The sequence below is a fragment of the Actinokineospora lacus genome (assembly GCF_053813445.1).
Map to the genome: position 1 here is coordinate 38,277 of NZ_JBQERA010000018.1, position 21,355 is coordinate 59,631.

The 21,355-nt window shown below is 75.8% G+C and carries 8 protein-coding genes and 1 pseudogene; all 9 read right to left on the reverse strand.

Annotated elements, in window-relative coordinates:
* Window position 1 precedes the first annotated feature (1 nt).
* The gene (locus ACTG9Q_RS31235; protein WP_455576549.1) at window positions 2-958 is read right to left on the reverse strand and encodes a class I SAM-dependent methyltransferase; all 957 of its coding nucleotides are present in this window, start codon (window positions 956-958) and stop codon (window positions 2-4) included.
* A complete protein-coding gene (panD, locus tag ACTG9Q_RS31240; RefSeq protein WP_455576564.1) occupies window positions 955-1,392 on the reverse strand; it encodes an aspartate 1-decarboxylase in 438 nt (145 codons plus the stop codon). Before panD ends, ACTG9Q_RS31235 begins: the two co-directional genes overlap by 4 nt.
* 13 nt (window positions 1,393-1,405) lie before the next feature.
* Window positions 1,406-2,638 carry a cytochrome P450 gene (locus tag ACTG9Q_RS31245; protein ID WP_455576550.1) on the reverse strand — a complete coding sequence of 411 codons (1,233 nt, stop codon included), beginning with the start codon at window positions 2,636-2,638 and terminating at the stop codon, window positions 1,406-1,408.
* 29 nt (window positions 2,639-2,667) lie between these two features.
* On the reverse strand, window positions 2,668-3,891 hold the full coding sequence (locus ACTG9Q_RS31250) for a cytochrome P450 family protein (protein WP_455576551.1): 1,224 nt from the start codon (window positions 3,889-3,891) through the stop codon (window positions 2,668-2,670).
* A 57-nt stretch (window positions 3,892-3,948) separates the two neighbouring features.
* The gene (gene fabD, locus ACTG9Q_RS31255) at window positions 3,949-7,155 is read right to left on the reverse strand and encodes an ACP S-malonyltransferase (protein WP_455576552.1); all 3,207 of its coding nucleotides are present in this window, start codon (window positions 7,153-7,155) and stop codon (window positions 3,949-3,951) included.
* Window positions 7,156-7,160: 5 nt separating this feature from the next.
* Window positions 7,161-8,162, reverse strand: a complete 1,002-nt coding sequence (locus ACTG9Q_RS31260; RefSeq protein WP_455576553.1) for a methyltransferase — start codon at window positions 8,160-8,162, stop codon at window positions 7,161-7,163.
* 17 nt (window positions 8,163-8,179) lie between these two features.
* Window positions 8,180-11,257 (reverse strand): non-ribosomal peptide synthetase, encoded by a 3,078-nt coding sequence (locus ACTG9Q_RS31265; RefSeq protein WP_455576554.1) that lies wholly within the window; start codon window positions 11,255-11,257, stop codon window positions 8,180-8,182.
* Window positions 11,254-12,132: a hypothetical protein gene (locus ACTG9Q_RS31270; protein ID WP_455576555.1), complete on the reverse strand. Its 879-nt coding sequence runs from the start codon at window positions 12,130-12,132 to the stop codon at window positions 11,254-11,256. The genes ACTG9Q_RS31265 and ACTG9Q_RS31270 overlap by 4 nt, the downstream gene beginning before the upstream one ends.
* A 203-nt stretch (window positions 12,133-12,335) precedes the next feature.
* A pseudogene (locus ACTG9Q_RS31275) lies at window positions 12,336-21,320 on the reverse strand (type I polyketide synthase); the annotation flags it as partial.
* Between the last annotated feature and the right edge of the window lie 35 nt (window positions 21,321-21,355).

Below are 21,355 nucleotides of genomic sequence, written 5' to 3' on the forward strand. Positions count from 1 at the left end.
GTCAGCGGCGCACGGCCACTTGGTGGCGGTAGCTCTCCATCGGCAGGCCCGTCATCCACGGCACGACGCCCAGCTTGGCCAGCACCTTGATGGTGCGGCTGGGCTCGTAGCCCGCGAACATCCCGCCGTGCATGAGGATCTGGCCGTGCGCGGTCAGCTCACGCACGAGCCGGTTCATCCGCCGCTTGCCCAGCTCCCGGCGGAAGTGGCTGTCGGCGGCCATCCGCCCGCGCACGGCGGCGCGGACGAACTCCGACAAGTCCTCATCCACTGTCCACTCCAGACCCGGGATCTGCTCGCGGACGCGGCGCATGGCCGCGTGGCGCTGGCGGGTGAACACGTCGATGTGGGTGAGGTGGCCGCCGGGGCGCAGCACCCGCTCGACCTCGGACAGAAACCTGCCCAGGTTCGGGTAGGTGTGCGAGCTCTCGATGTTGACCAGCACGTCCACTGAGGCGTCGGGGAACGGCAGGTCCTCGGCGTCGCCGTGCACGTAGGTCAGGCCCGCGCCGCGGCTGAGCGTCGCGGTGGCCCGCGCGACCGCCCCCGCGGACAGGTCCAGGCCGACCATGCGCGCGGTGGGGACCAAGCGGGACAGGAAGTTCAGCCCTTCCCCCATACCGCAGCCGACCTCGAGCACGTCCTTGTCGGCGACGGCGGCGAGTCCGCCGGGCAGACCGCGCAGTGCCCGGTAGTACAGCTGCTCGCTGAACCCGTCCGTGCCGGACTCGGCGAAGCCGGGCAGCAGATCGCGGATCTCCGCCAGCTGCTCGGGATCGTGCATGCCCCAGTTCCACAACGCACCGGCGGCCGCGTGCTGGGCGGCCATGTCGTAGATGGCGGCGCTGGCGTCCTTGATCCTCGCCGCGCCCGCGTCACCGCCGACGCTGTCGTCCTCGGCGAGGTTGATCTCGGCCAGGCCGCTGGTGAACGCGGTCATGACCGCCGGGGTGCTCATCGCAGGGCCTCCCGCGCGGTGCCCGCCAACTCGTCGCCGCGCCGGAGGCCGAAGCCCTCGGGCGCCTCGGCCGGGTCATCGCTCGTCCGCACCGGGCGGTTGTCGGCGTCGACGAACACCACGCGGGCCGGGTAGTCGCGGGCGCGGTCCTCGGGGACCTGGGCGTAGGAGATGATGATGACCAGGTCACCGGGGCTGACCAGGCGGGCCGCGGCGCCGTTGATGCCGATGACCCCGCTGTCGGCGGGCCCCTCGATGACGTAGGTGCTGAGCCGGTTGCCGTTGTCGATGTCGACCACGTCGACCTTCTCCCCGGGCAGCAGGTCGGCGGCGTCCATCAGCGCCTTGTCGATGGTGATCGACCCGACGTAGTGCAGGTCCGCTTGGCGCACGGTCGCCCGGTGGATCTTGGACTTGAGCATCTCGCGGTGGATCACAAGTGTCCTCTCACCAGGTGACGGGCAGGGCGTGCACGCCGTAAATGATCATCTCGGCGCGGGTGCGGACCTCGGCGGCCGGAACGGCCAGCCTCAGGTTGGGGAAGCGGCGGGCCAGTTCACCGAAGGCGAGGCGCAGCTCCAGGCGCGCCAGCTGCTGGCCGACGCACTGGTGGATGCCGTGGCCGAAGGCCAGGTGCGGCACCGGGGCGCGGGTGATGTCCAACCGGTCGGGGTCGGCGCACAGCGCCGGGTCCCGGTTGGCCGCGGCCAGCGACAGTGACACCGCCTCGCCCTCGGCGACGGTGTGGCCGTCGATCTCGGTGGCGGTGCCCGCCGCGCGGATGGAGCCCGCGTGGACGATGGTCAGGTAGCGCAGCAGCTCCTCGACCGCACCCGCGGCCAAGTCCGGGTCGGCGACCAGGGCGGCGTACTGATCGGGGTGCTCCAGCAGCGCGAAGGCGCCCAGGCCGAGCATGTTGGTGCTGGTGTCGTGGCCCGCCACGAGCAGCACGCTGCCGACGGTGGCCAGCTCCCGGTCGGTCAGCTCGCCCTCGGCGGCCAGGCTGCCGATCAGGTCGTCGCCGCCGTGCGCGCGCTTGGCCTCCACCAGGTGCGCGAGCAGGCCGCCGATGCGCTGCCACCCGGCGATGGCCTCCTCGGCGCTGGAGTGCGTGGTGAACAGCGCGGTGGTGGCCTCGACGAAGGTGTCCCGCTCGTCGGCGGGAACACCGAGCAGCTCGGAGATCACCAGCGCGGACACCGGCTCGGCGAACACCTTCACCAGGTCCACCGGGGCGCTGCCCGCACCGGCGGCCTCGAACGCGTCGAGGTGCTCGGTGACGATCTCGGCGACCCGGGATTCGAGCTCGCGGGTGCGCCGCGCGGAGAACCAGGTGGCGATGCGGCGCCGGTAGCGGGTGTGCTCCGGTGGGTCCATGGCGGTGAACATGCCGGGGTCCACCTCGGTGCGGTCCCCGGCCATGGGCAGCGGGATGGGGCTGCGCAGCAGGTCGCCGCGCGAGCTCATCCCGCGGTCGGCCAGCAGGGCGCGCACCTGCTCGTAGCCGGTGACGAGCCAGCCGTGGTGGCCGTCGGGGAAGACCATGCGCGCGACGGGGTCGTGCTCGCGCAGCTCGGCCAGCCCGAGGGGCGGGTCGAACGGGCAGCCGCGGCGCATCGGCAGCCCGTCCACCACGCGGGGCTGTGGCGGGTGCGTTCCGGTGGTCGGGGTGTCGGTCATCCGGGGGTCCTCCTAGGACGCGGACCTGGTCAGGACAGGTGGACGGGCAGGGTGCGCATGGGCAGCAGGTAGCGGGGGCCGATCTCGGCCGGGTCGGCGGCCAGGCGCAGCCGCGGGTACCGGGCGAACAGCTCGGTGATGGCGACCTCGCCTTCGATCTGGGCCAGGCCCGCGCCCAGGCAGTGGTGCGGGCCGTGGCCGAAGCCGACGTGGGGCTTGCCGGTGCGCCCCAGGTCGAGGGTGTCGGGGTCGACGAAGGCGGCCGGGTCGCGGTTGGCGGCGGCCAGGACGACCTGCACCGCCTCCCCCGGCCCGACGGTGACGCCGCCGACCTCGACCGGGTCGGTGGCGAACCGGCGGAAGGCGTGCTTGACCGGGGCGGTGTGCCGGATCAGCTCACCCACCGCGCGGGTGGTGATCCCCGGTTCGGCGCGCAGCCGCTCCAGCTGGTGCGGGCTCCGCAGCAGGGTGAACACCCCCAGCGCTATCAGGTTGCGCACGGTCTCGTGGCCGGCCTGCACCAGCACCATGGCCAGCGCCACCAGTTCATCGTCGGTGAGGCGGTCGCTGTCCCGCTCGTGCACGGCCACCAGGTCCGACACCAGGTCGTCGCGTGGCTCCGAGCGCCGGGCGGCCACCAGGCGGCGGGTGATCTCGGCCATGCCGCGCACGGCGGGCGCGAACTGCTCGGGGTCGGGGCGCAGGGCCTCGGCCAGCGCGTCGCTCCACTCCCGCCACGGCTCCCGGTCGGCCTCGTCGACGCCGAGCAGCTCGCAGATCACCGCGATCGCCAGCGGGTGGGCGTAGCAGGCGATCAGGTCCAGGGTCAGCTTGTCCGCCATGGCGTCGAGCAGCGCGGTGGCGTGCTCGGCGATGCGCGGCCTGATCGCGCGCATCCGGCGGGTGGACAACGCCGGGACGACGATGCGCCGGACCCGGCTGTGGTCCGCGCCGTCCATGGTCAGCAGGGTGGAGTCGAACATGTCGACGATGTCCTCGGGGACGCCCCGGCTGAGCATGCTCTCCCGGTGCGAGTCACCCGGCGGCCTGCTGAGCATGCGCGGGTCGGACAGCACCGCGCGGACCTCGTCGTAGCCGGTGACCACCCACACGTCGGTGCCGTCGGCGAACGTGCCCCGGCACACCGGTCGCGGGCCCGACAGCCAGCGCTCACCCGCGGCCGGGTCGGTGATGAACGCGGGGTCCGACAGGTCGAACTCACTGCGGTCGCCTGCCTGTTCCACTCTCGTCATCGCTGTCCATGCTCCTTCCCGTCCCCGCCCTCGGGTCGTGGTCACGGCAGGCCGGGTTCAGCCCGCCATGGCGAGCGCGGCGCCCGCCATGATCCGGTCGGCGAGCTCGTCGGCGTGCCGGGCGCGCCAGTCGGCCAGGTCGGTGCCGCGCAGCCACTGGTTGCAGGCGCCCACCGCCGGTCCGGCGGCCACCTGGTAGTCGGCGACGCGCGCGGGGTCGCCGCTGATCGCCCACTGCCGGGCACGGGCGCAGTACCAGCGGAACACCAAGGCCATGCGGCGCTTGGGGTCGGGCTCGGCGGTGACGGGGACCTGGTCGAAGGGCATGCCGAGGTAGTCGCGCTCGACCCGGGCGCGCACGTCGGATGGCACGGCCTGCCACGAGTCGTGGTTGCGCCACAGGTCGTAGAGCCTTCCCGCGCGGGCCGGGAACAGCACGCCGCGCTTGAGCACGCGCGCCCGGGCGCCCAGCTCGAACAGGCCGCCGTAGGGGGCGTACGCGGTGTCGTGCGCGTCGGCGGCGACGAGCAGGTCCTTGGCCGCGGCGCTCATCCCGCTCTCCGCGGTGGCCAGGTTGACCGAGCCGGTGAGCACGAAGTCGGCGCCGAGCACGAACGCCGCGGCGGCGGCCTCCGGGGTGCCGATGCCGCCCCCCGCGCCGACGCGCACCCCGGTGGCGGGCCCGCCGACCTCGGCGCGCGCGGCGCGGATCGAGGGCAGCAGCGCCCACAGCGCGCCCTGGTCGGTGTAGTCGGCGGCGTCGCCGACGGCGCACACGTCGTCGGCGAGGGCGAGTAGCGCGCCCGCCTCGGCCTCCTCGTCGGTGATCCGGCCCCGCGCGCGTAGCGCGGCGATCACCGTCGACGGTGCGGGCGACAGGAACACCCGTGCGATGTCGGCGCGGGTGACCTTGGCCAGCACCCGGCGGGCGGGGGTGGCGGTGCCGTCGGGGTTGACCCGGGCGCCGGACAGGCGCAGGCGGACCAGCTCGGCGCTCGCCTCGACGTAGGTGGACACCTCGACGGCGCGGACCCCGGTGCGCAGCACCACGTCGACCAGCTCGATCTCGGCGTTTGGGGTGAACGGGTCGTGGGTGAGGTTGACGCCGAACGGGGCGTCGGCGCCTGCCAGCGCGCGGACGCGGGCGATGGCGTCGGCGACCTCCGCGGCGGGCAGGCCGGGGGCGCCCAGGAACGACAGGACGCGGGACTTCGCCAAGCGGGCCACCAGCTCCGGCGAGCTGACGCCCTCGTGCATGCCACCCACCACATAGGACAGCCGAACGCCGTGGTCGGCGCGGAACTCGGCCGACCCCAGTCGTTCGGCGGTGGGGGCCTGCCTGGCGGGCGCGGGGGCCGCGGTGGTGAACAGCGAGACGGGCAGCGGGCGGCGGGGCAGCGGGGTGGCCTCGTCGCGGATGCGGGCCACCAGCTTGGTCAGCACCTGGCCGGGGCCCAGCTCGCGCAGCTCGAACGGGCCGAGGCCCATGAGCACGCGGACGCTCTCGGTCCAGCGCACCGGGGCGGTGATCTGCCTGCGCAACGCGTCGGCGACCCCGTCCGGGGTGTGGAAGTCGGCCTCGGCGTTGGCCAGCACCGGGATCTTCGGCGCGGCGATGCGGGTGCGGGCCAGCACGGCGGCGAACTCGGCGGCGGCGGGCTCCATGTACCGGCTGTGGAAGGGCGCGCTGACGTTGAGCGGGGCGCAGCGGGCGCCCGCCGCGGTGAACAGCGGCAGGGACGCCTCGATCGCGTCGTCCGGACCGGCGATGACGGTCTGCAGCGGGGAGTTGTAGTTGGCGATGTCGATCCGGTCCAGGCCGTTGTCGCGCAGCACCTCGGCCACCCGCTCGGCGGTGATGCCGGAGACCGCGGCCATCCGCCCGCCGCCCGCGGCGCCCATCAGCCTGCCGCGCTCGCGGACCAGGGCCAGGCCGGTCTCGAAGTCGAAGGCGCCCGCGGCGAACAGCGCGGCGTACTCGCCGAGGCTGTGGCCCAGCACCACGTCGGGCAGCCTGCCGCCCTCCTGCACCGCGGCCAGCCAGGTCAGCGCCTCCACGGCGAACAGCGCGGGCTGGGTGTACTCGGTGCGGCGCAGGTCGCGACCCGGGTCCTCCAGGCACAGCTCGCGCAGCGAGTAGCCGAGGACGGCATCGGCGCGGGCGACCAGGTCGGGAAACCGGTCGAACAGCTCGCGGCCCATGCCCTTGGACTGGGCTCCCTGCCCGGGGAACACCCACACGCGCAGCGCGTCGGCGGTGGTGGTCGTGGAGGGGGTCGGCGCGGTCAGGGTGGTCACGGGCGGCACCTCGGTCCGGGCGGGGGCTTCGGCGAGAACGGCGGTCAGCAGCGCCTCGTCGCGGGCGTAGGGGGACAGCAGCGGCAGGGACTTCGCGGTCGAGCCCGCGGGCAGCGCGGCGCGCACCAGGTTGGCCATCGACCCCGACGGGCCCAGGTCCAGGAACAGGTGCTCACCGGTGAGCAGCGGGCCCAGGGTGGCGGGCACGTCGAACGGGTCGCGCAGCACCCGCCACAGGTGCGCCGGGTCGGGCAGGCGCACCGGGCCGCCGCTGGTGGCCGACAGCAGCGGGATGCGGGCCGGGCGGGCGCTCATGCCGGACACCAGGGCCTTGAACGCCGCCTCGACCGGGTCGATCAGCGGGGAGTGGAACGGGTAGGGCACCGGGAGCCGCTGGCACAGCACACCGCGGGCGAACAGGTGTGCCTCGGCGCGGTCGAGGTCGGCCACGGTGCCCGCCAGCACGAAGTTGCCCGGCGAGTTGACCGCCGCGAGGTGGGTGGCGGCCAGCACCGGGTCGGTGCGGGCCAGCGCGGGGTCGGCCAGCACGGCGAGCATGCCGCCGGGCGGGCACTTCAGGGCGAACAGGTCCACCTGCGCCAACAGCAGCCGCAGGCAGTCCTCGGGGTCGAAAACCCCGGCCACCGCGGCGGCGGCCACCTCGCCGAGGCTGGCGCCGAGGACGGCGGCGGGGGTGAACCCGTGCGCCAGCACCATCTCCGCCAGCGCGTACTCGATCATGAAGATGCCGGGCTGGCTGTGGCGGAAGTCCGACAGCGGGACCTCCGCGCCGACGCCGTCGTGGTGCAGGGCGGCGAGCAGGGACTCACCGCGCTCGGCGACCACGACGTCGTCGAGCCGCCGCAGCACGGCGCGGAACACCGGGTCGGCGTCGCGCAGCCCGCGCCCCATGCCGTGGTACTGCGCCCCCTGTCCCGCGAACAGGAAGACCGGTGTGCGCGCCATGGCCGTCAGGGGGTGCCCAGCACGGCGGTGATGACCTTGTGCCCGGTGGGCAGCGGGGTCAGCGCCTCCACGGCGAACCCGGCCTCGGCGAGCACGGCGCGCAGGGCCGTCTCGTCCAGGCCCAGGGTGCCCGGGTCGCAGGCCACCGCCTGGAACATCGCGCGCCACCCGTCGATGTCGTTCTCCACCAGCGGCTCGACGACGAGCAGGCGGGCGTCCGGACCGCTCTCCGCCATCGCCGCGGCGACGGTCTTGAGGACGCGCACGCAGTTGGCCTGGGTCCAGTCGTGCAGCACGTTCTTGAGCACGTACCGGTCGGCGCCCGCGGGCACCTGGGCGAAGAAGTCGCCGGGGACGAACGAGACCCGCTCGGCGATCTCGGCCGGGGCGAGCTCGGCCAGCCGCGCCGGGCCCCGCTCGCACACGCCGGCCCGGTCGGCGACGATGCCGCGCATCCCCGGGTTCGGCACGAGCAGGCCGGGCAGCAGGCCACCGGAGCCGCCACCGACGTCGACGACGGTGGCGACACCGGAGAAGTCGTGGGCGGCGACCAGGGCGTCGGCGACCGGGCGGGCCAAGTCGACCATGCCGCGGTCGAACAGGTCGGCCATCTCCGGCTCGCGTTCGAGGTGCTCGTAGAGCGAGGTGCCGAAGACCTCCCGGAAACCGGACTCGCCGGTCTTCACGGTGTGCATCAGGCCGCCGAAGGCGTCGTCGTACAGCTCGGCGGCCAGGATTGCGAAGTGCCGCTGGGTGTAGGGGTGGTCGGCGCGTAGCGGGGCGTATGCCTCACCGAGGCGGAACCTCTCGCCGTCGCGCACCAACACGCCGGGCACGGTCAGCATCTGCAGCAGCCGGTACAGCACGCCGGGGTGGGTGCCGGTGCGCTCGGCCAGCTCGTCGGCGGTCAGCGCGCCGTCGCCGAGGATGTCGGCGATCTTCAGGCGGGCCGCCACCGCCAGCGCCCTGGCGAACCAGCCACTGACCGCCAGCTTAAGGATCTCCATCGGTGCACGTCCTTCTCTCACGTGCCCGGCCGCGCGGCCGGGTCCTCACGCCGCACGCGGGCGGCCAGGGCGGTCGGGGTCGGGTTCTCGAACACGTCGGTCAGGGCCAGGCGCACGCCGGTGGCGGCCTTGACGCGCTGGCCGATGACGGCCGCCTGCAGCGAGTGGCCGCCGTTGGCGAAGAAGTGGCAGTCCGGGCCGAGGTCGGGCTGCTCCAGCAGCTCAGCCCACAGCCCCACCAGGAAGGCCACCAGCTCGTCGGCGGTGTCACCGCCCACCACGGCCTTGGTCGTGGTGGGCCGTTCAGCGGCGAGCGCGGCCAGCGCCTGGTAGTCGATCTTGTCGCTGCCGGTGCGCGGGTAGGCGTCCACGGCGGTGAACCGGTGCGGGACCACGGCGGCGGGCAGGTGGGCGCGGGCGTGGTCCCACAGCTCGTCGACGGCCTCCGGCCGCTCCGGCACGCGCACGAAGGCGGCGAGCACGCCGTCGCCGTGCGGGTCGCCGACGACGACCACGGCGGCGGCGGCCACGTCCGGGTGCGCGGCCAGCACGGCCTCCACCTCGGACAGCTCGACCCGGTTGCCGCGCAGCTTGACCTGCCGGTCGAGTCGCCCGCGCAGGTCGATGCCGCCGTCCGGGCGCCAGCGGGCCACGTCGCCGGAGCGGTAGAACCGACCGTGGGTGGCGTCCTCGCCGAACTGCCGGGCGGTCAGGTCGGGCCTGCCGTGGTAGCCGGGGGCCACGCCGACGCCCGCCACGCACACCTCGCCGCGCAGGCCGACCGGCAGCGGCTCGCCGTCCGGCCCGGCGATGAAGACCCGGGTGTTGGCCACCGGGGCGCCGACGTGGATGCCGCGGTCCGGGTCGACCAGTCCCGCGGTGGCCCAGATGGTGCTCTCGGTGGGGCCGTAGACGTTCCACAGCCGGGCGCCGGCGTCGACCAGGGCGCGGGCCAGCGGTGGGGGCAGCGGCTCGCCGCCGGTGAGCAGCGTGCGGCCCGCCACCAGCTCGCCCAGTGCGGGGGCGACCAGCCGCCAAGTGGTCGGGGTGGCTTGCAGGAAGCCGATGTCCTCGGCGCGCACGGCCGCGGCCAGCAGCTCGCCGTCGGTACGCGCCTCGTCGGGCAGCACCACGGTGGACCCGCCCGTGGTCAGCGGCATCATCAGCTCGATGGCCGAGGTGTCGAAGCTGTAGGTGCTCAGCCAGCCGGTGGGGCGCTCGGACCCGGCGACACCGAACCGCTCGGCGTAGTCGGTGATGTGGTTGACCAGGCCACGGTGCCGGATCGGGATGCCCTTGGGCTTGCCGGTGGAGCCGGAGGTGTAGATGACGTAGGCCAGGTCGTCCGGCTCGACCTCGACCGCGTCCACCGGGGCGGCACCGTGCGGGTCCACTTCCGGGGCGACCACGGCGCGGCAACCCTCGGGGGCGCTGGTGCCGGGGCCCGTGAGCACGACGGCGGCGCCGGAGTCCTCGATCTGGTAGGCGATGCGCTGCTCGGGGTGGGTGGGGTCCAGCGGCATGTACGCCGCGCCCGCGAGCCAGGTGCCGAACACGCCCGCGGCGAGTTCCGGTCCGCGGCGAAGCAGCAGCGCGACCACGTCGCCGTTGCCGACGCCCGCGTCGGTCAGCGCCTCGGCGGTGGCGGTGGCCGCCGCCCACAGTGCGCCGTAGGTGGTCTCCTCGCCGTCGTGGCGCAGTGCCGGGGCGTCGGGGTCCTCGGCGACCCGGTCGGCGAAGGCGGCCAGCACGGTGGGGGCGTCGATGGCGCGGTCGGTGGCGTTGGCCGCGTCGATGACCTCGTGGTCGCGGTCGCACCAGGTGGACAGGCCCGCCAGCGGGGCGTGGGGGTCGGCGCCCGCGGCGGCCAGCAGCGCGTCGTAACGGCGCACGGCCAGCTCGACGTCGGAGCGGTCGAGCACGCCGGTGTAGAACACCGCGCGCACGGTGATCGATTCCTGGTCGGAGGTCACGAAGAACTCCAGGTCGAACTGGCTGGCGCCGTTCTCGACCACGACCAGCTCCGCGCGCGCCCCGGCGACGCCGAACTCCCGGTGGCCGCCGCTGTGCGGGATGTAGTTGAAAACGTGGCGGTACAGCGCGTTGCGCCACCCGGTGCCCTCGCGGCCGACCAGGTCGACCACGTCGTCGGCGGGGACGGCGGAGTGCGCCATGGCGTCCAGGAACGCCGCGCGGGTGTCGGCCACGAGGGTGTCGAACCCGCGTGCGCGATCGACGCGCACGCGCACCGGCACGATGTTGGAGTGGTAGCCGACCGTGTCGGCCGCCTCCCGGGTGCGGGTGTTGACCGGGCAGCCGACCGCCAGGTCGGGCCCGGCGCCGTGCGCGGCGAGCAGGGCGCAGTAGGCGGCGAGCAGCACCACCGACTCCGGCGCGCGCAGGGAGCGCCGCAGCTCGCGGACGACGGCGGTGGCCCCCGGGGACAGGGTGTGGGTGACCTCGTCGCCGACCAACGTCGGCTCGGGGTGGTCGGCCCGCTCGCAGCCCAGCTCCAGGGCGGCGGGGCGGAAGCCCGCCATGGCGGTGCGCCAGAACGCCGCGTCCGCCTCGGTGGGCTCGGGCCCCGCCCAGGCGGGGACGTGCCCGGGGTCGGGGTGCTCGCCCGCGCGCACCCGCTCGTAGAACCCGATGAACGCCGAGCGCAGGACCTCGGTGGACCGCACGTCGCCGATGGCGTGGTGCAGCGCCAGGCAGAACAGCGCCGAGCCCGCGCCGGTCAGCAGAAGCGCCCGGGTGAGGAGGGTGCCGTCGGGCTGGAAGGGGCGGGCGACGAACGCCGTCAACTGGTCGGCGCCGTCGCCGTCGAGGGCCGCCTGCTCCAGCGGGACCTCGACGGTGGCGGGCACGTGCTTGGTCAGCTCGGCGCCGGTGCGGGTGTAGGCGGTGCGCAGCACCTCGAACCGGCGGACGAGCAGCCGCAGGGCGGCCTCGGCGACGCGGGGGTCGAGGCCGCCCCGCACCCGGAAGGCCAGCGACAAGGTGTTGGCCGTGGTACCGGGGACGAGGTCGTCCAGCAACCACAGGGCGGTCTCCTTGCGGCTCGCCGGGACCGCCGGTGCCGTGGTCGCGGTCACCTGGCCTCTCCGGCGTCCGGGGCCAGCAGGCGGGACACCGCCTCGGCGGCGGCGGGGTCGCGGAGCAGGTCGCGGTGCTCGACCTCGACCCGGACCTCGTCGCCGGTGGCGATCTCGGCGATGCCCGGGGTGGCGCGCATGCGGTTGAGACCGCTGCGCGGACTGGTGGAGGTGAACACGGTGGCCTTCGACCAGCCCGGCCGGGGGTCGAGCGCGGCGGCCACGCCGAGGTAGGTCATGAAGGAGCCGACCAGGTCGACCAGCTCGCCCGCGTAGTCCTCGTCCATGCCCGCGCGCCGCAGGGCGGTGATGCCGACCGGGCGGAATTCCGCGTGCAGCTCGGCGGCGAACTCGGCGGGGGTCGCGGTCCTGTCCTCGGCCAGCTTCTCGGCGGTGGCGGCCAGGGACGCGGCCTCGTCCTCGCTGAGGACGGTGGTCATGTTGCCGACCACCCGGCCGAACTGCAGGTGCACGGTCGGCACGTCGACCAGCTCCGGATCGAAGACCACGACCACCGGCTCGCTGCCCTGGGCCCGCGCGACGCGCTGCGCGAGCGCACCGGCGAACACCGAGCCCGCGCAGTAGCCCAGCACGGCGCGCACGCGGCGACCGCTGGCGGTCACGGCGTCCAGCCACGGCGCCAGGTAGTCCTCGGTGGACACGCCGCAGCCCGGCGCCAGTTTGGGCGCCACGGTCTGCCAGACGGCGCAGTCCAGGCCCAGGCCGGGAACCAGTTCGAGGAAGCCGCCCTCGTTGCGGCCGGTGACCGGGAAGTCGGCGGCGAGCACGAGGTCCTCGGCGGACTCCGCCTCGCGCAGGACGTTCCACACCGCCGGGTCCGGCGCGGCGGAAGGGGCAGGCGCGGAACTCGCCATGGTGTCACTCTCCTCAGTTCTCACAACGCCACTCAGACCCGAGCATAGAAATACTCATCTCACCCTGTCCAGGATTTTCCAACATTCCTTCTATTGAGGGTGTCAATGCCCTCCACCTGCACTTTCTATTATTTCGGACGCCAGATAAGGACCTCGACCTGCCAGTCGAAATCCCTGTCCTGACGTATTTGCCTATTCGATTCTCACCTGTCCGGCCAGCCGGTCGCCGCCCTTTCCCCATCGGTGGCCCTGGGCAGGAGCCAGGCGGTCAGCTCGCGGGCGGTGGGCCGGTCGTAGAACAGGTCAGGGGGCAGGTCCAGGCCGGTGAGCCTGCCGAGGTGGTCGCGCAGCTCCAGCGCCGTCACCGAGGACAGGCCGAGGTCGAGGAACACGTCGTCGGGACCGACGCCCTCGGCGCTCTCGTGGCCGAGGACGACCGCGGCGATGGACCGCACCCCGTCCAGCAGCACCGCCTCCCACTCCCCCGGCCCGACCGCGGTGAGCCGCTCGCGCAGTTCCGGCGCGACACCGGCGGAGAGCCCGCCCACGGCCGCGGGCTCCGGTTCCGGCGCGGGCGCCGAGACCCGGTCGACCACAGTGGACAGCGGCAGGGCCGGAACCGGTCCGGCGCCGCCCATCGGGACCAGGCGCGCAGCGGCGGCGGGCGCGGCGACGGCCTCCCACAGCCCGGCGACAACGGCCTCGGCGGGGATCTCCTCGGCGGCGGCCACCGTCCACGTGCCCGGCAGTTCCGCCGGTTCGGCCCCACGGGTGAGCACGACGGCCCGGTCGGCGCTGACCGTGGTGGGCGCGTCGACCACGGCGGCCGACAGGGGTGGCAGCGCGTCGAGGTCCGCCACGGTCGCGCCCTCCGGGCACACCCGCGCGGCGGGACCGGCCACCAGGCAGGCCGCCCCGGCGGAGAGCACCGAGGCGATCACCGCCGCCGTGGTCTCGTCCGCGGGCCCGGAGACCAAGACGGTGCCCTCCGGCCTCCACGGGGCCACCGGCACGGCGGGCTCGTACCCGGCCGCGCGCAGGCCATCGGCCGTGACGGCCAGGTGCGGCTCGGTCGCGGCGAGAGCGGCGCAGAACCGCACGCGGGCCTGGCGGTCCAGCGGGCACCGCACGTCGATCCGCCTGCCACCGACCACGACCGTCCATTCCGGAGTGATGGCGGGCAGGACGACGACCTGGTTCCCCGGTTCCGGGTCGATGGTGGTGGCCATCCGGACGCGGGCGCCGTGGCGGGCCAGGGCGCCCGCGAGCGCGTCGACCGCCTCGGCGGTGTCGTCGGCGTCGGCCGGTGCGACCAGGAGCCATTCACCGGTCAGCTCGGCGATGGTGTCGGCGACCGGGGTCCAGGTCAGCTGCTCACGCACCGGGCGGTCCGGGCGGCGGAGCCGGGCCAGGGCGGCCAGCACGTCGGCCGCGGGCTCGTCGCCGCGCAAGCCCAGCAGCGCCAGCGCGCCGGGAACGTCGGCGCGGTCCACCGCGGCCAGCACCGGGTCGTCGGTCGCGGCCACCGCCCGCCCCGCGGCCCGGGGCTCGGGAGCGGGCTCGGGCCAGTAGCGGCGCTCGGCGAAGGCGTGGCGGGGCAGGTCGACCCGGCGCACCGGGCGCTCGGCCCAGACGGCGGCCCAGTCGACGGCCACGCCCAGCGCGTGCAGGGTGGCCAGCGCCTCGGTGACCGCGCGGGTGCCGGGACGGTCCCGGCGCAGCAGGGCGACCGGGCGGACGGCCAGGTCGGGCAGGCACTCCGCGACGGCGGGGGTCAGCACGGCGTCCGGCCCGACCTCCAGCCAGGCGGTGGCCCCGGCGGCGGCGACCGCGTCGGCGAAGCGCACCGCGCCGCGCAGCTGGTCGACCCAGTAGGCGGGAGCGGTGACCTTCTCGTCGGTGCGGACCGTGGAGACCAGCCGGAGCCTCGGCTCGTGGCAGGTCACGGCCTCGGCGGCGGCGCGGAAGCCGGGCAGCGCCGGGTCGACCTGCGGGGAGTGGAAGCCCACGCCCACCTTGAGCCGCCTGGTGCGGTGCCCCCGGGCGCGCAGCTCGTCGGCGACGGCGACCACCGCGTGCTCGGCCCCGGAGACCACCACCGACGTGGGGGCGTTGACCGCGGCGACCGACACCTCGCCCGCGTGGCCGCCCAGGCAGGCCAGGACCTCGTCCTCGGTGGCGCGCACCGAGACCATGGCCCCACCGCCGGGGAGCTCGCCCATGGCCTTGCCGCGCGCGGCGACCAGGGCCACCGCGTCGCGCAGCGAGAAGACCCCGGCCACGTGCGCGGCGGTCAGCTCGCCGACGGAGTGGCCGATGACGACGTCGGGCCGCACGCCGAAGGTCTCCAACAACCGGACCTGGGCGACCTGGAGGGCGAACAGGGCGGGCTGGGTGTACTCGGTGCGGTCGAGCAGGTCCTCGTGCCCGGGGTCGAGCACGACCTCGCGCAGCGGTCGGTCCAGGTGCCGGTCGAACTCGGCGCACACCTCCTCGACCGCGGCGGCGAAGGCGGGAAACGCCTCGTACAGGTCCGCGCCCATGCCGGGGCGCTGGCTGCCCTGGCCGGTGAACAGCATGGCCAGGGTGCGCGGCCCGGCCACCGCCGTGGTCACCGCCGGGGTGCCCCGCCCCGCGGCGAGCGCGCGCAGGCCCGCGACGAGCTTGCCGCCGTCGGCGCCGGTGACGACCGCGCGGTGCCGGTGGGCGGCGCGGCTGGTGAGCAGCGAGTAGGCGGTGTCGAGCGGTGTCCGGGTCGCGGGGGCGGCCAACAGGGCCTCGGCCTGGGCGCGCAGCCCGGCCTCGGTCTTGGCGGTGAGCACCCAGGGCGCGCCGACGAGCGGGGCGCCCGCGGGCTCGGTGGTCGTCACCGGTGGAGCCGCCTCGACGACGACGTGGGCGTTGGTGCCGCTGATGCCGAAGGAGGACACGCCGACGCGGTGCGGGCGGTCCCGCTCGGGCAGCGGGGTGGCCTCGGTCAGCGGGCGCACCGCCCCCGCGGTCCAGTCGACGTGCGGGCTGGGCGTGCCCAGGTGCAGGCTGCGCGGCAGCAGCCCGTGGCGCAGGGCGAGGACGGCCTTGATGAGCCCGACGACGCCCGCGGCGGCCTGGGTGTGCCCGAGGTTGGACTTCACCGAGCCGAGCAGCAGCGGGTGCGCCCGGTCCTGGCCGTAGGCCGAGAGCAGGGCGTTGGCCTCGATCGGGTCGCCGAGGGCGGTGCCGGTGCCGTGCGCCTCCACCGCGTCCACGTCCGACGGCCGGAGGCCGCCCGCGGCGAGGGCCGCGGCGATCACGCGCTCCTGGGCCGGGCCGCTGGGCGCGGTGAGCCCGTTGCTCGCGCCGTCGGAGTTGACCGCGGAACCGCGCAGCACGGCGAGCACGTCGTGGCCGAGCGCGCGGGCCCGCGACAGCCGCTCGACGGCGACCACGGCGACGCCCTCGGACATCCCGGTGCCGTCGGCGTCGGCGGAGAACGGCTTGCACCGCCCGTCCGGCGCGAGGCCGCGCTGGTGGGAGAACTCGACGAACACCGCCGGGGTGGCCAGCACGGTCACACCGCCTGCGAACGCGAGCTCGCACTCCCCCGCCCGGACCGCCTGGGCTGCCAGGTGCAGGGCCACCAGCGACGACGAGCACGCGGTGTCGACGGTGATGGCGGGCCCCTCCAGGCCCAGGGTGTAGGCGACGCGGCCGGTCAGCACGCCGCCGCCGACGCCCGGGGCCAGGAAGCCCGCCGCGGCGACGCCCTCCAGGTGGCGGCCGTAGTCGGCGTGCATGACGCCCGCGAACACCCCGGTGCTGGTGCCGCGCAGCGAGGTCGGGTCGATGCCCGCGTCCTCGCACGCCTCCCAGCAGGTGCGCAGCAGCAGCCGTTGCTGCGGGTCCATGGCGACGGCCTCGCGCGGGGAGACGCCGAAGAAGCCGGGGTCGAAGTGGGCGGCGTCGTCGAGGAAGCCGCCGAGGCCGCTCAGCGGGCCGCCGGGGGCGTCGGGGTCGAGCAGCCGCTCCAGCGGCCACCCGCGGTCGTCGGGAAACGGCGACACCGCGTCGCGCTCGGCGATCAGCAGCTCCCAGAGCTGGTCCGGGGTGCGCACGCCGCCGGGCAGGTCGCAGGCCATGCCGACCACGACCACCGGGTCGTCCGCGGCCCCGCCGACCGGGCCGGTGGGGACGGCGGAGACCGCGACCCGCTCGCCACCGCGCAGCCTGCCGTCGAGGTGGCGGGCCAGAGCGGCGGCGGTGGGGTGGTCGAAGGCCAGGGTGGCGGGCAGGCGCAGGCCGGTCGCCGCGGTGAGCCGGTCGCGCAGCTCCACAGCGCCGACCGAACCGAGCCCGGTGTCCTTGAACGCGCGGTCGGGGTCGACGGCGTCCGCGCCGCCGTGGCCGAGCACGGCGGCGGCGTGCCCGGCGACCAGCTCGGTCACGGCGCGCAGCCGGTCGGCGTCGGACAGCCCGGCCAGCCTGCCCGCCAGCTCGGAGCGCTCGGCCGCGCCGCGGGCGGCGGTGCGGCGGCCGCGGACCCCGGCCAGGGCACGCAGCGGTGGGGGCAACGCCTCGCCGTGGGCGCGCAGTGCGGCCGGGTCGACGCGCAGCGGGACGAGCACCGGGTCTGGCAGGCCGAGCGCGGCGTCGAACGCGGCCAACGCGTCGGCGGTGGGTAGCGCGCCGAGGCCGGAGCGGTCGAACCGGGCGCGGTCGGCGCCCGCGGTCATGGCGCTGTGCTCGGCCCACAGTCCCCACGCCAGCGAGGTGGTGGGAGCGGCGCGGGCGCGGGCCAAGGCGTCCACGGCGGCGTTGGCGGCGGCGTAGTTGGCCTGGCCGAGGGCACCGAGGACACCGGTGGCGGAGGAGAACAGGACCAGCCGGGCCTTGGGCAGCAGCGCGCAGAGGTGGCCGACGGCGTCGACCTTGGGCGCCAGCACGGCGGCGAACCGGTCCGGGGTCAGGTCGGCGACGAGGCCGTCGTCGAGCACGCCCGCGGTGTGCACGACCGTCCCGATGGCGTGGCCCGCCACCGCCTCGGCGAGGGCGGCGCGGTCGGTGACGTCGCAACGGACGACGTCGACGGTCGCGCCCAGTTCGGTCAGCTCGGTGAGGAGAACCGGGTCCGGGTCGCGCCGGGCGAGGAGCAGCAGGTCGCGCACGCCGTGTCGCTCGACGAGGTGGCGGGCGAGGACGGCGGCGAGGGCACCGGTGGCGCCGGTGACGAGCACGGTCCCCAGGTCGAGCGCGTCCTCGTTCCCCGCGGCGGGGACGCGGACGAGGGTGGGCGTGGTGGCGTTGCCCTCGGCCAGGGTGAGCTGCGGGACATCGGCGGCCACCGCGGCGGGCAGCGCCGCGAGGGTGGCCGGACCACGGTCGTCGAGGTCGACGAGGCGGAAGCGGCCGGGGTACTCCGCCTGCGCCGAGCGCACCAAGCCCCAGACGGCGGCGGCGGCGGGCTCGCGCTCGGCGGCGTGGGTGACCAGGACGAGCGTGGAGTCCGCGCACGCCTGCGCCGAGGCCCACTCCTGGACCAGGGCGAGCACGGTGGTGACGGTGTCGAGCACGTCGCCGTCGGGCACCGGGGTGGCCACGAGCGGCGGGACCGCTTCCAGCTCGGCGATCGACGCCACGACCGGGTGACCGTCCACAAGGGACCACTGGCCGAGTACGGTGAACTCCCCCGCGGCGGGCAGGGGCAGCGGTGCGCGCTCCAGGCGCAGCAGATCCCCGGCCATGGCCGCGGGCTCGACCTCCGCCAGCGGGCTGAATGCCAAGGACTCCGCGGTCAGCACCGGCGTGCCGGTCGGGTCGGTGACCCGCACCGACACGGCGTCGGTGCCCGCCGGGGCGAGGTGGACGCGGACGGCGACGGCGCCGGTGGCGTGGAGGCGGACGCCGGTCCAGGCGAACGGCAGCCAGGGGCGGTCGGTCTCCCCCGAGAGGAACCCGCCCGCGGCGACGGGGTGCAGGCAGGCGTCGAGCAGCGCCGGGTGCACGCCGAACTCGCCGGGCTCGCCACCGGGCAGCTCGACCTCGGCGTGGACATCGCCACCCACCCGCCACGCGGCGCGCAGCCCCTCGAAGCGCGGTCCGTGGCGCAGGCCGACACCGGTCATCGCGGCGCGCAGGTCGGCCAGGTCGACCGGCTCGGCGCCCGCGGGCGGCCACGCGGCGGTGTCGACGGCGGGTACCGGGGCGGGCCCCGTGCTGAGGGTGGCGGTGGCGTGCAGCCGCCACGGGGCGCCCGCGGTCGCCGAGCGCAGCCGGGCCGGGCGGTCGCCGGTGGCGTCGGGGGCGTCGACCTCCAGCCGCAGCCGCAGGTCCCCCTCGGCGGGCAGGGCCACCGGGGCCAGCAGCGCGAGGTCACCGATCCCGGTGGCCCCGGCCTCGTCGCAGGCGCGCAGGAACAGCTCGACGACGCCCGCGCCGGGCAGCAGCGGCTGACCCGCCACGGCGTGGTCGGCCAGCCACGGGTCGGTGGCGAGGGTGAGCCTGCCGGTGAGCACGAGCCCGCCCTCGTCGTCGGTGAGGGCGCCGCGCAGCACCGGGTGCCCGACCGGGTCCATGCCCAGTGCCCCGGCGTCCACACCGGACTCGGCGACGAGCCAGAAGCGGCTGGGGGTGAACGCGGTGGTCGGCAGCGGGACCGCGACCGCGCCGGGCAGCACGGCCGACCAGTCCGGCCGCACGCCGAGCACGTGCAGGGACGCGACGGCGGTGAGCACGCGCGCCATCCCGCCCTCGTCGCGGCGCAGGGTGGCGACCACCGCGGCGTCCGAGCCCGCGGCGGCGGCGGTCTCCGCCGCGCCCAGCGACACCACCGGGTGCGGGCTCACCTCCACCAGGGCCGTGACGCCGCGCTCGAGCAGGCCGCGCACGGCGTCGTCGAAGCGGACGGTCTGGCGCAGGTTGCGGTACCAGTACTCGGCGTCGAGGTCCGGCCCGTCGACCCACTCGGCGCGCACGGAGGAGAAGAACGGCACGCGCGGGGTGATCGGGGTGATCGGGGCGAGGTCGGCGAGCAGGCGCTCGCGCAAGGACTCCACGTACGCGCAGTGCGAGGCGTAGTCCACCTCGACCCGCTTGGCGCGCACCTCGTCCCGCTCGCAGGCGGCGATCAGCTCGGTGAGCGCGTCCACGTCCCCGGACACCACGACCGAGCCGGGGCCGTTGACGGCGGCGACCGAGATCCGATCGCCCCAGGCGGCGACGCGGGCCCGGACGGCGTCGGCGGACTCGGCCACCGACACCATGCCGCCGCGCCCGGCCAGCGCGGTGAGCGCCTTGCCGCGCAGGGCCACCACGCGGGCGGCGTCGGGCAGGTCGAGGGCGCCCGCGACGCAGGCGGCGGCGATCTCGCCCTGGCTGTGCCCGGCGACGGCGGCGGGCGCGACGCCCAGCGACTCCCACAGCGCGGCCAGGGAGACCATGACGGCGAACAGCACGGGCTGCACCACGTCGACCCGGTCGAGTCCGGGGACGCCGGGCTCACCGCGCAGCACGGCGGTGACGGGGAAATCGACGTGCGGGGCCAGCGCGGCCTCGCACTCGGCGAGGCGGGCGGCGAAGACCGGGGCGGTGTCGAGGAGTTCGGCGGCCATGCCCGCCCACTGCGAACCTTGGCCCGGAAACAGGAAAGCGGTGCCGCCGGGCTCACCGGCGGTGCCGGTGGCGACCGCGGCGGACGGGGTGTCCTCGGCGATCGCGCTCAGCCCGGCCAGCAGGGTCTCCCGGTCGCCGACGACAGCGGCGCGGTGCTCGTGCGCGGCGCGGGTGGTGGCGAGGGCGAACCCGAGGTCGCCCGCCTCGTGCGGGCTGTCGGCGAGGTGCTCGGCCAGGCGGGCGGCTTGGGCGCGCAGGCCGGCGCGGTCGCGGCCGGAGACGGTCCAGATCGCGAGCGGCAGGTGGGCGGGCTCTGGGGCGGGCGCGGCCTCGGGGGCTTCCTCGACGATGACGTGGGCGTTGGTGCCGCTGAGGCCGAACGAGGACACCGCGCCGCGGCGGGGCCGCTCGCCCGCGGGCCAGGGGCGCGCCTCGGTGAGCAGCTCGACGGCGCCCGCGGACCAGTCCACGTGCGGGGTCGGGGCGTCCACGTGCAGGGTGCGCGGCAGGACCCCGCGGGCCATGGCCATGATCACCTTGATCAGGCCGGCGACGCCCGCGGCGGCCTGGGTGTGGCCGAGGTTGGACTTGATGGACCCCAGCCGCAGCGGCGAGACGCGGTCCTGGCCATAGGCGGCGAGCAGCGCCTGGGCCTCGACCGGGTCGCCGAGGGCGGTGCCGGTGCCGTGCGCCTCGACGACGTCGACCTGGGCGGGGGCGAGCCCGGCGGCGAGCAGGGCGTCGGTGATCACCCGGCGCTGGGCGGGCCCGTTGGGGGCGGTGAGGCCGTTGGAGGCGCCGTCGGAGTTGACCGCCGAGCCGCGCACGACCGCCAGGACGGTGTGCCCCTCCGCCACGGCGGTCGACAGCCGTTGCAGCACGAGCACGCCGACGCCCTCGGACCAGGAGGTGCCATCGGCCGCGGCGGCGAACGGCTTGCACCGGCCGTCCGGGGCCAGCCCGCGCTGGCGGGAGAACTCGACGAAGCCGTCCGGGGTGGCCATGACGGTCACACCCCCGGCCAGGGCGAGGTCGCACTCCCCCGCGCGCAGCGACTGCACGGCTTGGTGCACGGCCACCAGCGACGACGAGCACGCGGTGTCGACGGTGACGGCGGGACCGTGCAGGCCCAGGTGGTAGGCGACGCGGCCGGAGACGACGCTGCCCGCGCCCTGGGCGCCCGGGTAGTCGTGGTGCATGACGCCGATGAACACCCCGGCGCGCCTGCCGCGCAGCGCGGTGGGATCGATGCCCGCGCGCTCCAATGCCTCCCAGGTGGTGGTCAGGGCGAGGCGCTGCTGCGGGTCGGTGCGCACGGCCTCCTTCGGGGAGATGCCGAAGAACCCGGCGTCGAACTCGGCGGCCCCGGTGAGGAACCCGCCGACCCCGACCACCGCCTCCGCGCGCAGCGCGGCCAGGTCCCAGCCGCGGTCGGCGGGGAACGGCCCGATGCCCTCGCGGCCCTCGGCGAGCAGAGCCCACAGGTCCTCGGGGGACTCGACGCCGCCGGGGAAGCGGCAGGCCATGCCGACCACGGCCACCGGCTCGGCGGCGCGCTCCTCCAGCTCGCGCAGCCTGCCGCGGGTGGCACGCAACTCGGCGGTGGCCCTGCGCAGGTACTCGCCCATCCGGTGCT

What these genes read in the sequence shown, in the direction of transcription:
- fabD (WP_455576552.1), bottom strand. Translation starts at nt 7,155, where the DNA reads ATGGCGCGCACACCGGTCTTCCTGTTCGCGGGACAGGGGGCGCAGTAC.
- ACTG9Q_RS31235 (WP_455576549.1), bottom strand. Translation starts at nt 958, where the DNA reads ATGAGCACCCCGGCGGTCATGACCGCGTTCACCAGCGGCCTGGCCGAG.
- ACTG9Q_RS31250 (WP_455576551.1), bottom strand. Translation starts at nt 3,891, where the DNA reads ATGACGAGAGTGGAACAGGCAGGCGACCGCAGTGAGTTCGACCTGTCG.
- ACTG9Q_RS31270 (WP_455576555.1), bottom strand. Translation starts at nt 12,132, where the DNA reads ATGGCGAGTTCCGCGCCTGCCCCTTCCGCCGCGCCGGACCCGGCGGTG.
- ACTG9Q_RS31245 (WP_455576550.1), bottom strand. Translation starts at nt 2,638, where the DNA reads ATGACCGACACCCCGACCACCGGAACGCACCCGCCACAGCCCCGCGTG.
- ACTG9Q_RS31260 (WP_455576553.1), bottom strand. Translation starts at nt 8,162, where the DNA reads ATGGAGATCCTTAAGCTGGCGGTCAGTGGCTGGTTCGCCAGGGCGCTG.